Consider the following 12853-nt stretch of genomic DNA (forward strand, 5'->3'; position numbering starts at 1 on the left):
ACCGGCGAAGAAGAGGTGAGCTGATCGTGTCTGCTCCCACCGCACCAACCGAGGACCGCGCGTCGAGCGCACCCCCCGACGGGACGAAGCAGTCCCCCGACCGTTCGAAGCGGGTACCCCTGTCGGCGATCGCGCGCCGCCGCAGCCTGACGGGGTGGGCGTTCATCATCCCCGCCGCAGCACTCATCGTGCTGGTCAACTTCTGGCCGATGATCCAGGCGCTGTTCCTGTCGCTGCAGACCGGACGCGGGACCCGGCTGACCTGGGCCGAGCCGTTGTGGTTGAACTACCAGCGGCTGTTCGAGGACGAGACGTTCCGGCTGACGATGAGCACGACGTTCATCTACCTGATCGTCCAGGTGCCGATCATGCTCATCCTCGCCATGGTGCTCGCGAACCTGCTCAACGCGCCGTGGCTGAGGTTCAAGGGATTCTGGCGGACGGCGATCTTCCTGCCGTGCGCGGTGGGTCTGGTGTCCTACGCGCTGGTGTTCCGGCAGATCTTCGCGACGGACGGCCTGGCCAACGACCTGCTCATCAAGTTCGGACTGCTGGACGACAACGTCAACTGGCTCGGCCAGACGGGTACCGCACGGATGGTGATCATCCTCGGCCTGCTGTGGCGGTGGACCGGTTACAACATGATCTTCTTCCTGGCCGCGCTGCAGAACATCGACCGGTCGACCCTGGAGGCTGCCCGCGTCGACGGTGCGAACGGGTTCAAGACCTTCTGGTACGTGACCATGCCGCAGCTCAAGCCCATCATCCTGCTCTGCGCGATCCTGTCGACCAACGGGACGCTGCAGATGTTCGACGAGTCGTTCAACCTCACCAACGGTGGGCCTGGCAACACGACGATGACGGTGTCGCACTACCTGTACAACGTCTCGTTCCGCAACAGCCCGAACTTCGGGTACGCGGCTGCCATCTCCTACGCGATCCTCATCATCGTGGCCGTGCTGGCCGCCATTCAAATGAAGGTGGGCGACAAGCGTGACTAAGACACAGCTTCGCCGGATCCCCGCATACGCGTTCCTGTCGCTCGCCGTCTTCCTGTCGGTCTTCCCGCTCTACTTCATGGCCGTCTCGGCGACGAACACGAGCAACGAGGTCGTCGCGTCGAAGCTGCTGCCGGGCAGCCATCTCGTCGAGAACTTCCAGACGCTCGTCGACTCCCAGCCCCTGTGGTCGGCGCTGTACCACTCGTCGGTCAACGCCATCCTGACGACCCTGCTCGCCCTGATCCTGTGCTCGATCGCGGGATACGCGTTCGAGATCTACCACTCGCGGGCGAAGGACGCCGTCATGGGCATCCTTCTCCTCGCGATCATGATCCCGTTCGCGGCGACGATGATCCCGTTGTTCCGGCTCTTCGCGCAGCTGGGGATGGTGAACTCGACGTTCGCCGTCATCGTGCCCCTGATTGCGACGCCGTTCCTGATCCTGCTGTTCCGGCAGGCCTCGCGGACGTTCCCGCACGAGATCATCGAGGCGGCCCGCCTCGACGGACTGGGCGAGGTGAGCATCTTCTCGCGCATCTACCTGCCGACGATGAAGCCCACGCTCGCTGCCGCGGGCGTCATCACGTTCCTGTTCTCGTGGAACAACTTCCTGTGGCCGAAGGTGATCCTCGTCGACAACGCCTACCAGACCCTGCCCATGCTGCTCTCGAACATGCGCGCCGGGTACGTCACCGACTACGGGAGCCTCATGCTCGCGGTGTTCATCGTCTCGGTGCCGACGATGGTCGTCTTCCTCCTGCTGCAGCGCCACTTCGCCGAGGGAGTCACGGGGGCCATCAAGTGACCTTCGACCTCGACCGGATCGCTGACCCTGCCTTCGTCCGGGAGAACCGGCTCGACGCGCACTCCGACCACCGGTGGTTCGCCTCCGCGCAGGAGGCGGAGACCGGGACGAGCTCCTTCGAGCAGTCGCTCAACGGGCTGTGGAAGCTGCACTACGCGAAGAGCCCCGCCCTCGTCGTCCCCGGCTTCGAGCGGGTGGACACCGACGACTCGGGCTGGGACGACGTGCCGGTGCCGGCCCACGTCCAGCTGCTCGGCTACGACCGCCCGCAGTACACCAACGTGCAGTACCCGTGGGACGGCTACGAGCAGCTCGAGGCCGGGCAGGTCCCGCAGCGGTACAACCCCGTGGCGACCTACCGCAGGACGTTCACCCTCGAGCACCCGCTCGAGCCCGGCGAGCGGCTGAGCGTGAGCTTCCACGGTGCGGAGAGCACCGTCGCCGTGTGGCTGAACGGCACCTACGTCGGATACGGGACGGACTCGTTCACCCCGTCGGAGTTCGACCTCACCGACCTCGTGGTCGACGGGGAGAACCTCGTCGTGGCGCAGGTGGTCCGGTGGAGCGCCGGGTCGTGGATCGAGGACCAGGACTTCTTCAGGTTCTCGGGCCTGTTCCGGGACGTCGTCCTGTACCGCCGGCCCGCCGTGCACGTGGAGGACGTGCGGGTGGTGACCGACGTCGCCGACGACCTCTCCGAGGCGACGGTGCGCGTGCGCGTCGTCCTGGCCGGCGACGGCCGGGTGGACGCGAGGGTCGCCGGTGCCGGACCGCTCACGGGCGACGACGAGCTCGTCGTCCGCATCGAGGGCCCGCGGCTGTGGAGCGCGGAGGACCCCTACCTGTACGACCTCACGCTCGACGTGCACGACGCGTCGGGCCGCCTGACCGAGCACGTCCCTGTGCGCGTGGGAGTGCGACGGTTCGGCATCGAGGACGGTCTGCTGAAGGTCAACGGGTCCCGTGTGGTCTTCAATGGCGTCAACCGGCACGACTTCGGCCTCCAGGGTCGCGTCATGACCCGGGAGCAGACCGAGGCCGACATCCGCCTCATGAAGCGGCTGAACATCAATGCCGTGCGGACCAGCCACTACCCGAACAACTCGTACTTCTACGAGCTGTGCGACGAGTACGGCCTCTACGTCATCGACGAGATGAACCTCGAGTCGCACGGGATGTGGGACCTGATCAGGTTCGCGGGGGCCGGGACCGACGTGGCGCTGCCCGGGGACCGTCCCGAGTGGCTGCCCGCCCTGCTCGACCGCGCCGCGAGCATGCTGGAGCGGGACAAGAACCACCCCAGCGTCGTCCTGTGGTCGTGCGGCAACGAGTCGTTCGGCGGGACGGGCATCCTGGAGGTCGCCGAGTACTTCCGCCGCCGGGACTCGCGGCCGGTGCACTACGAGGGCGTCCACTGGGACCCGCGGCACCCGCAGACGACCGACGTCGTCTCGCGGATGTACGCACCGGCCGCCGAGATCGAGGAGTTTCTCGCGACGCACCGCGACAAGCCCTACGTCCTGTGCGAGTACGCCCACGCGATGGGCAACTCGTTCGGGGCGGTCCACAAGTACGTCGACCTCGCCTACCGCGAGCCGCTGTTCCAGGGCGGGTTCATCTGGGACTTCGCGGACCAGGCGCTGCGGCGCACCGACCCCGCCGGCCGCGAGTACTTCGGCTACGGCGGCGACTTCGGTGACGCGCCGCACGACTCGGACTTCAGCGGCAACGGGATCGTCTTCGCCGATCGCTCGCTCAAGCCGCTCGCCCAGGAGGTGCGCTACCTCTACCAGGGCTACCGGCTCTCGGTGGGCAGCGACAAGGTCACGGTCGAGAACCGGCACCTGGCGACGTCCTCGTCGGCGCACGAGTGCGTGGTGACCGTCGCCCGGGAGGGCAGGGTGCTCCAGGAGGCGGTGCTCGAGACCGACGTCGCCCCCGGGGCGTCGCAGGTCTACGCGCTCCCGGTCACGGTGCCGTCCGCGTCCGGCGAGTACACGGTCGACGTGTCCTTCCGGCTGCGTCGCAGCACCCGCTGGGCGGCGGCCGGGCACGAGGTCGCCCACGAGCAGACCGTCGTGGTCGTGCCGGCCACGGCGCCGGCCCGGCGGGTCGCTCTGCCGGAGGTCGTCGCAGGCATCCACAACGTGGGTGTGCGAGGGCGGCACTTCACCGCCCTCTTCTCCCGGCTGCACGGGGGGCTCGTCTCGTACCGCTACGGGCTGACGCACGACGGTGGCCGTGAGCTGCTGCGGTCCGTGCCCCGACCGTCGTTCTGGCACGCACCCACCTCCAACGAGCGTGGGTGGGGCGCTCCGGCGCTGGACGGGGCGTGGCTGGTCGCCAGCCGGTACGCGACGGCCGTCCGGGGCGCCGACCATCCCGCCGTCGAGCAGACGGACTCGGGGGTCCTCGTGAGCTTCCGGTACGAGCTGCCCACCGCACCCGTCGGGGAGTGCGAGCTCTCCTACCTCGTGGACGGTGACGGTCGGGTCGAGGTGACACTCACGGTGCGACCCGGTGCAGGGCTGTCGGACATGCCCGAGCTCGGTCTCCTCCTGGCGACCGACCACGCGTTCCACCGCCTGCGCTGGTACGGGGACGGGCCCGAGGAGTCCTACGTCGACCGCCGGGCAGGTGCGCGGCTGGGGGTGTGGGAGGCCGACGTCCGGACGTCGCTCACGCCCTACCTGCGTCCGCAGGAGGCGGGCAGCCGCACCGGCGTGCGCTGGGCGACCGTGACGGACGAGCGGGGGGCGGGTCTGCGGTTGGAGTCGGCGGAGGGCATGGAGCTGTCGGCCCTGCCGTGGACGCCGTTCGAGATCGAGAACGCCGCCCACCACACCGAGCTGCCGCCGATCTACCAGACGGTCCTGCGACCCGCGCTCCAGCGTCGCGGGGTCGGTGGCGACGACTCCTGGGGTGCGCAGACGCATCCCGAGTACCGACTGCCCACCGAGACCGAGCTCACGTTCCGGTTCGCCTTCCGCGGGCTCCTCTAGCCGGTTCCCCCTGCCTGAACCCGGGCGCAGTCCTCACCACCACGGAGCGACCACCATGGCAGTGCAGCACGACCGAGTGCGCTTCGGCGCGGCGTACTACTACGAGTACGCCGGTCCGGGACAGGACCCGCGGCCGGAGACGCTGGAGCGTGACCTCGACCTCATGCAGGCCGCGGGGTTCTCGGTGATCCGCGTGGGGGAGTCGGTCTGGTCCACGTGGGAGCCGGACGAGGGCAGGTTCGAGCTGGACTGGCTCGAGCCCGTCCTCGACGGGGCGCTGGCCCGGGGGATCGACGTCGTGATCGGCACCCCGACCTACGCGGTGCCGATGTGGCTCGTGCGGCGGTACCCGGAGGTCGCGGGCGAGGACCGCACGGGCCGGCCGATGGGCTGGGGCGCCCGGCAGGAGGCCGACTTCACGCACCCCGTGTTCCGGTTCCACGCCGACCGGGTCCTGCGCAGGATCGTCGAGCACTACCGCGACCACCCCGCCGTGATCGGCTTCCAGGTCGACAACGAGCCCGGGGAGCACCTCCTGCACAACCACGGGGTGTTCCAGCGGTTCGTCGACCACCTCCGGCACACGTACGGCGACGTCGAGACCCTGAACCGCGAGTGGGGGCTCGTCTACTGGTCGCACCGGCTGTCCACGTGGGCGGACCTGTGGACCCCGGACGGCAACGCCCAGCCGCAGTACGACCTCGCCTGGCGCGAGTTCCAGGCGACCCTGACCACCGAGCTGATCGACTGGCAGGCCCGCACGGTGCGCGAGCTCGCCCGGTCGGACCAGTTCGTCACCACCTGCATCTCCTACGAGCGCCCGGCCCTCGAGGACGCCGATCTCGCCTCCGTCCTCGACGTCACGAGCGGGAACCCCTACTACCGCATGCAGGACGGGCTCGCGCACCCCAGCGCCGCCGTCGTGCCGCAGTACTGGACGACCACCGGCACCTGGGCGCTGTTCCAGGTCGCGGACGTGATGTTCTCGAGCCGCGGCGAGCCGTTCCTGGTGACCGAGACGGACGCCTCCGCGATCGGTGGGCCGAGCACGAACTACCCGGCCTACCCGGGGCAGTGGCGTCAGGCTGCCTGGGCGCTGGTCGCGCGGGGCGCGCGGATGGTCGAGTACTGGCACTGGCACACGCTGCACTACGGCGCCGAGACCTACTGGGGCGGCGTGCTGCCGCACAGCGGGCGCCCGGGTCGCGCCTACGCGGAGATCGCCCGCCTGGGTGCCGAGCTCGCCCGCGCGGGCGGTGCGATCGCCGATGCGACGCCCGACGCCGACATCGCGATCCTGAGCTCGACGAAGGCGCGGTTCGCGCTCGCGGCCCAGCCGCCGCTGCAGCTCGCCGACGGCAGCGGGGACCGCGACAGCTACCCGAGGATCGTCGCGGCCTTCTACCGGGGCGCGTTCGACGCCGGGCTCCAGGCGCGCGTGGTGCGCCCGCGCCACCTCTTCGACGAGGAGCCGGCGGACGCCGCCCGCACGCACCCGGTCCTCGTGGCGGCGGGCTACTATCCGGCCTCCGACCGCGACCTCGACTGGCTCCGCCGGTACGCCGAGTCCGGCGGGCACCTGGTCGTCGGGCCGCGGACGGGATATGCGGACGACGAGGCCCGCGCTCGGGCGGAGATCCAGCCCGCACGGCTGTCCGGGCCGGCCGGTGCCTGGTACGACGAGTTCGCCAACCTCGACGAGCCGGTCCCGGTGCGCGGGTCCGCCGAGCTCCCGCTCGACGAGGGCGCGGCAGCGACGGGCTGGGCCGAGTGCCTCGTCGCGGACGGCGCCGACGTCCTCGCCACCTACGACCACCCGCACCTGGGCGCCTGGGCGGCGGTCACCACGCGGGCGTACGGCACCGGTCGGGTGACGGTCGTCGGCACGGTGCCGGACCTGACGCTCGCGCGCAGCCTCGCGCGCTGGTTGGTGCCGACCCCGCTCGCCGGCTGGTCCGACCTGCCCCCGAGCGTCACCGTGCACAGCTCGACCCGACCCGACGGCGCGCGCGTGCACGTCGTCCACAACTGGTCCTGGGAGGCCACCATGGTCATCGTTCCTACCGACCTCGACGTCGTCGCGGCGCCGCACGGGTCCTCGCCGACCCCGACCCGGTTCACCGGGGGCGACACCGTCACCCTCGGCGCGTGGGACGTGCTCGTGGCGGTGGCCCGGTGAGCCGCTGGTCGGGCCGGTGGCCCACGGACGGCATCGCGTTCGGAGCGGACTACAACCCGGAGCAGTGGCCGGAGGAGGTCTGGGCCGAGGACGTCGCGCTCATGCGTGAGGCGGGCGTGACGCTGGTGAGCGTCGGGATCTTCTCCTGGGGTCAGCTGGAGCCGGCACAGGGCGTGTTCGACTTCGGCTGGCTCGACCGGGTCCTCGACCTGCTGCACGAGGCCGGGATCGGTGTGGACCTGGCCACGCCCAGCGCCGCGCCACCGGTCTGGCTGCACCTGGCGCACCCCGAGATGCTGCCGGTCGACGCCGACGGGACCCGGTTCACGCACGGCAGCCGCGAGTCCTGGTGCGTCTCCTCGCCGGTCATCCGGCACCACGCCACGCGCATCGCCCGGGTGGTCGCCGAGCGGTACGGCCACCACCCCGCGGTGAAGATGTGGCACGTCTCCAACGAGCTGGCCTGCCACAACGGTCGCTGCTACTGCGACGTGTCCGCCGCCGCGTTCCGTGACTGGCTGGGCAAGGAGTACGCCGACATCGACGCGCTGAACCTGGCCTGGGGGACCGCCTTCTGGGGCCAGCGCTACGCGAGCTTCGAGCAGATCCTGCCGCCGCGACGCACCACGACCATCCCGAACCCGGGGCAGCGGCTGGACTTCGAGCGGTTCTCCTCCGACGCGTTCGTCGCGCACCTGGAGGCCGAGGCGGCCGTGCTGCGCGAGGTCACGCCGCACCTGCCGGTGACCACGAACTACATGGTGATGGGCGACTTCCACCAGATCGACTACACCCAGACCACGCCGCTGGTCGACATCGTGTCCAACGACCACTACCTGCGGGCGGAGGACCCGCACGGCTGGGCGGAGCTCGCCTTCAGCGCGGACCGGGTCCGCGGGCTGGCCGGTGGCGACCCGTGGGTCCTCATGGAGCACTCCACCAGCGCGGTCAACTGGCAGCCGCGCAACATCGCCAAGGAACCCGGGCAGATGCTGCGCAACTCGCTCCAGCACGTCGCCCGCGGCTCGGACGGGGTGCTCTTCTTCCAGTGGCGCCAGTCGCGCGCGGGTGCGGAGAAGTACCACTCCGGGATGGTTCCGCACGCCGGACGGGACTCCTCGCTGTTCCGGGAGGTCGTCGAGCTCGGCGCGACCCTCGGCCGCCTCGCCGAGGTGCGGGGGAGCCGGGTGGAGCAGGGGCGCGTGGCGCTCCTCTGGGACACGCAGGCGTGGTGGGCCGCCGAGCTCGAGGCCCACCCCACGGTCGACCTGCGCTACCTCGACGTCGCCCAGCGCATGCACCGCGTGCTGCTCGACGCGGGCGTGGCGGTGGACGTCCTGCCGGCCGGGTCGTCGCTCGACGGCTACGACGTCGTCCTGGTGCCCACCCTCTACCTGGCCCCACCGGACCTTGCGGGCCGGTTGACCGACGTCGTGGCGCGTGGCGGGGAGGTGCTCGTCTCGTACTTCTCCGGCATCGTCGACGAGCACGACCGCGTGCTGCTCGGCGGGTACCCGGGTGCGTTCCGGGACCTGCTGGGGGTGCGCGTGGAGGAGTTCGCGCCGCTGGCGGCCGGCGGGACCGCGACGCTGAGCGACGGGAGCACCGGGGAGGTCTGGACGGAGCGGATGACGTCGACGGGCGCCGAGGTGCTGGCGACCTACCTCGACGGTCCGTCGGCCGGCGGTCCTGCGGTCACCCGCCGAGGCGCGCGGTCGGGCGGTGGGGCGTGGTACCTGTCGACCCGCCTCGACGACCCGTCCCTGGCCGACCTGCTCGGACGCGTGCTCGCGGCGGCCGGCGTCTCGTCGCTGGTCCCGTCGCCCGGTGGCCTGGAGGTCGTCCGTCGGACCGGCGCGGGCGGGAGCTGGCTGTTCGCGCTCAACCACACCGGCACCGACGTTCCGCTGCACGTCTCCGGGCACGACCTCGTGGCCGACCGACGTCACGAGGCGGGAGCGGTCGTCCCGGCACGGGGCGTCGTCGTCGTCCGGGAGGGCTGAACCCCCGCCGCCGGCGCGGTCGGAGGCGTGACTTGCGACCCCGTTCCCCTAGAGTCTCGTGCGATGGGACCGACCGCGCCGCGCAAGCGCCCGACGATCCGTGACGTCGCGGCTGCGGCCGGCGTGTCCCGGGGCACGGTCTCACGCGTCATCAACGGTGGGCACTGGGTGTCGCCGGACTCGCTCGCGGCCGTCCAGGAGGCGATCCGGACCACCGGCTACTCCGCCAACCAGCACGCGCGGAGCCTGGTCACCGGACGGTCGAACTCGGTGGCGTTCCTGCTCACCGAGCCCCAGCACCTGCTCTTCGAGGACCCGAACTTCTCGATCCTCCTGCGCGGAGCCGCCCGGGCGCTGGCCGCGCGCAGCATGCCGCTCCTGCTCATGGTGGCGGGCACCCCCGACGAGCAGAAGCAGGTCCTGTCCTACGTCGGCGCCGGGCACGTCGACGGAGTCCTCGCGATCTCGTCGCACAGCGGCAACCGGCTGCTCGACGCGCTGGTGCGGCAGGGCATCCCGATGATCTCCTGCGGCGTCCCGCTCGGCTTCGAGGGCAGCCTCGGCTACGTCTCCGCCGACGACCTCGGCGGAGGACGGCGGATGACGCGACACCTGCTCGACCTGGGCCGCACCCGGATCGCGACGATCACCGGACCCCTGGACACCCCCGGGGGCAGGCTCCGTCTCGCGGGCTACCGCGACGAGCTCGGGCCGCTGTACGACGAGTCGCTCGTGGCGCACGCCGACTACTCGCGCGACGGTGGCGCGGCGGCGATGCGCACGCTCCTCGATCGCCGGCCCGACCTCGACGCCGTCTTCGTGGGTTCGGACCTGATGGCCGCGGGCGCCCTGCAGGTGCTCCGCGAGGCGGACCGGCGCGTCCCGCACGACGTCGCGGTCGGGGGCTTCGACGACTCCGGGCTCGCCGCGACGCTCGACCCGCCGCTCACCACCATGCGGCAGCCGCTCGAGCGGATCGCCGTCGAGATGGTGCGCCTGCTGGTCGAGCTCATCGAGGGCGGGGAGCCGGCCGCCGTCACGCTGCCGACGTCGCTCGTGGTGCGCGCCAGCACGGCCCCCTCCTGACAGGGCAACCAGGGCACGTCTCGCGTCCGCACTGTGCACGCTCCCAGAACCAGCCGAGTGGCCGCGACCTTGACTGGCGCTTTCCCGCGCTCGTAGCGTGTCTCGCGTGCTGTGCACGTGCACACGCTCCAAGGAGACAAGGACGTCCCATGCAGCAGATCCGCCGCCGCACCTCCCTGCTCACCCTCCTCGCCGCGGGCGCCCTCGTCCTGAGCGGCGCGGGCCCGGCCCCGGCCGAGGAACCCGACGGGCAGGTCCACTTCGACCCCGTCCGCAGCAACCTCGCCGCGAAGGCCTGGGTCACGGTGAGCGCCAGCTCGGCACAGGCTCGTGCGGGACTCGCCGTCGACGGCGACCCGGCGACCGCGTGGACCGTGCGCGGCAAGGGCCGCCACTCCCTCGTCCTCGACCTCGGCGGCGCGTACGACAACATCCGGAAGGTCGGTCTCGTCCTGCCCGACGCGCACGGCACGTACCGGTACGTGGTCGAGTCCTCCGCAGACGGTCGCCGGTGGACGACCCTCGTCGACCGCACGAGGAACGACCGCCCGGGTCGCGGCGAGGAGCACCTCGTCGCGCGCCCCGGGATCGCCTTCCTGCGGGTCACGATCACCGACGTGTCGCCGGGCGCCGTCGCCGGCATCAGCGAGCTGTCGGTGTGGAACTACCTGCGCGACGACGTCGTGCTCGGCGCGGACATCTCGTACGCCGACCAGAACGACGCCCAGGGCCTGACCTACGTCGTGGACGAGGGCGCCACGCCGGTCCCCGTCCTCGAGGCGGCGGCCGACGCCGGCATGGAGTACACCCGCCTCCGCGTCTTCAACGACCCGCGGGACGAGCGCACGGGCGAGTACCTCGAACCCGCCTACCAGGGCCCGGAGCGCACCCTCGGCGTGGCGCGCGACGTCGTCGAGCAGGGCATGGACCTGGGCATCGACCTGCACTACGCCGACTCGTGGGCCGACCCGAGCAAGCAGGCGAAGCCCACCGCGTGGCGTGAGCTGCCCTTCGACGAGCTGACCCAGGCCGTCTACGACTACACGTACGCGACGGTCGACGCGCTCATCGCCCAGGGCACCACCCCCGAGAAGGTCGCGGTGGGCAACGAGCTCATCAACGGGTTCCTGTGGGGGGCCGAGCGTCCGCTGCCGTGGTTCGACGACGCGGCGTGGTGCGGCACGTGCTTCTTCAACCAGGACCCCACGTTCGTCTCGCAGCCCGGCGGCGCCCTGCTCTGGGACTACTGGGGCTCGGACGACCCGGCCGAGCAGGCCGCCTACGACGCCGCGTGGGACCGGTTCACCACCCTCCAGGCGTCGGGCATCGCGGCCGTCCGGGACGTCGCAGCCGCCCACGGCGAGGACATCCCGGTCGAGACCCACGTGATCATCGACGACGGTCGGGTCGACAAGACCCTCGAGTTCTGGGACCAGCTCCTCACCCGCCTGAAGGCCAAGGGCCAGGACATCGACGTGATCGCGCACTCCTACTACCCCGACTGGCACGGGACGCCCGAGCACTACGAGGCGAACCTGCACCAGGTGGCCGCGGCGCACCCCGGCTACGCCATGGAGATCGCCGAGACGTCCCACCAGTCGAACGACTGGGACGGCGTGCCGGTCCCGAACTCGCCCTACCCCAAGACGGCGCAGGGTGCCGGGGACTTCCTCCAGGAGGTCTTCCGGATCGCCAACGACCTGCCCGACAACCGCGGTGTCGGCGTCCTGGTCTGGGAGCCGGCGAACTGGCAGGAGATGATCGACTGGTCGAGCAGCGCGTGGCCGGTGCTCACGTTCCACGAGACGATCGAGGTCTACGAGGCCAGCGACGCCGAGTTCGTCGTCGCCGACACCGTCTACCGGACCGTCCGCACGTCAGGCCCGCTCACCCTGCCGGCCACCGTCGAGATGCTCGACGCCGACGGCACGCTCCACGCCGTGCCCGTGACCTGGGACGCGGTCCCGGCCCGCGCACCGTCCCGCCCCGGGCAGGTCGTCGTCAGCGGCACCACGGCCGAGCACGGTCCGGTGACCGCGGTCGTCGACGTCGTCCGGAGGGCGGTGCACGGCAGCTCCTGAGCGCCCGGCGCCCGGCACCGGCGGTGGCTCCTCGCGGGCCCCGCCGGTGCCTGCTCCGTGACACCCGCTAGGGTCGGCCGATGGCCCTCCTGCACCGCGCGACCATCAGTCCCACCAAGCTGGAGCTCCTCACCGACTGGGTGCCCACCCAGCCGTGGGGAGAGCCGGGCCTCGAGCTGGTCGGTGCCTATCGCTTCGACGACCCGGACGGCGAGGTCGGCATCGAGACGCACCTCGTGGCGACCGCCGGCGGACGCACGCTCCAGGTCCCGCTGACCTATCGCGGCGCCCCGCTCGCCGGTGCCGACGAGCAGCTGATCTGCACGATGGAGCACTCGGTGCTCGGGCGGCGCTGGATCTACGACGCGACCGGCGACCCTGTCTACGCCCAGGTGCTCGCGTCCGTGCTCCTGGCGGGAGCCGGCCAGGCCGAGGAGCTCGTCGAGGGCGCCGACGCCCCGCGCGAGCCGAGCGTCCGCGTCACCGGGTCCGGCACCGCGTCGGGAGACGTCCCTCCCGTCGGCGACGTGCGCACGTCCTCGGACACGTCGTCCACGGTGCTGGAGATCGGCGACCTGCGCATCGTCGTCCGGCGCCGGCTCGACGAGCCGGCTCCCGCCGACGTCGAGTCCAGGCTGACGGGCACGTGGTCCGGCGTCGACGCGCCGGTCCTGCTGGCGTACGTCGACTGAGCAG

The 12853-nt window shown here is 71.4% G+C and carries 8 protein-coding genes; all 8 read left to right on the forward strand.

Annotated features, from left to right (window positions below):
* Positions 1-26: 26 nt before the first annotated feature.
* Positions 27-1001: a carbohydrate ABC transporter permease gene (locus tag CTE05_RS06570; protein WP_246123344.1), complete on the forward strand. Its 975-nt coding sequence runs from the start codon at positions 27-29 to the stop codon at positions 999-1001.
* Positions 994-1806, forward strand: a complete 813-nt coding sequence (locus tag CTE05_RS06575; RefSeq protein WP_246123346.1) for a carbohydrate ABC transporter permease — start codon at positions 994-996, stop codon at positions 1804-1806. The genes CTE05_RS06570 and CTE05_RS06575 overlap by 8 nt, the downstream gene beginning before the upstream one ends.
* Positions 1803-4808 carry a beta-galactosidase, LacZ type gene (gene lacZ / locus CTE05_RS06580; RefSeq protein WP_146845301.1) on the forward strand — a complete coding sequence of 1002 codons (3006 nt, stop codon included), beginning with the start codon at positions 1803-1805 and terminating at the stop codon, positions 4806-4808. Before CTE05_RS06575 ends, lacZ begins: the two co-directional genes overlap by 4 nt.
* Before the next feature lie 55 nt (positions 4809-4863).
* On the forward strand, positions 4864-6987 hold the full coding sequence (locus CTE05_RS06585; RefSeq protein WP_146845302.1) for a beta-galactosidase: 2124 nt from the start codon (positions 4864-4866) through the stop codon (positions 6985-6987).
* Entirely contained in the window at positions 6984-8990 is a 2007-nt protein-coding gene (locus CTE05_RS06590; protein ID WP_146845303.1) for a beta-galactosidase, read from the forward strand. The genes CTE05_RS06585 and CTE05_RS06590 overlap by 4 nt, the downstream gene beginning before the upstream one ends.
* 63 nt (positions 8991-9053) lie before the next feature.
* A complete protein-coding gene (locus CTE05_RS06595; RefSeq protein ID WP_146845304.1) occupies positions 9054-10076 on the forward strand; it encodes a LacI family DNA-binding transcriptional regulator in 1023 nt (340 codons plus the stop codon).
* A gap of 149 nt (positions 10077-10225) precedes the next feature.
* Positions 10226-12157, forward strand: coding sequence for a glycosyl hydrolase 53 family protein (locus tag CTE05_RS06600; protein ID WP_146845305.1), 1932 nt, complete (start codon positions 10226-10228; stop codon positions 12155-12157).
* A gap of 80 nt (positions 12158-12237) precedes the next feature.
* Complete coding sequence (locus CTE05_RS06605) at positions 12238-12849, forward strand: CG0192-related protein (protein ID WP_146845306.1); 612 nt, start codon at positions 12238-12240, stop codon at positions 12847-12849.
* Positions 12850-12853: the final 4 nt, after the last annotated feature.

This window comes from Cellulomonas terrae, assembly GCF_007990265.1.
GTDB lineage: Bacteria > Actinomycetota > Actinomycetes > Actinomycetales > Cellulomonadaceae > Cellulomonas > Cellulomonas terrae.

Coding starts and splice junctions, on each gene's coding strand:
- CTE05_RS06595 (WP_146845304.1), top strand. CDS start 9,054: ATGGGACCGACCGCGCCGCGCAAGCGCCCGACGATCCGTGACGTCGCG.
- CTE05_RS06605 (WP_146845306.1), top strand. CDS start 12,238: ATGGCCCTCCTGCACCGCGCGACCATCAGTCCCACCAAGCTGGAGCTC.
- CTE05_RS06585 (WP_146845302.1), top strand. CDS start 4,864: ATGGCAGTGCAGCACGACCGAGTGCGCTTCGGCGCGGCGTACTACTAC.
- CTE05_RS06600 (WP_146845305.1), top strand. CDS start 10,226: ATGCAGCAGATCCGCCGCCGCACCTCCCTGCTCACCCTCCTCGCCGCG.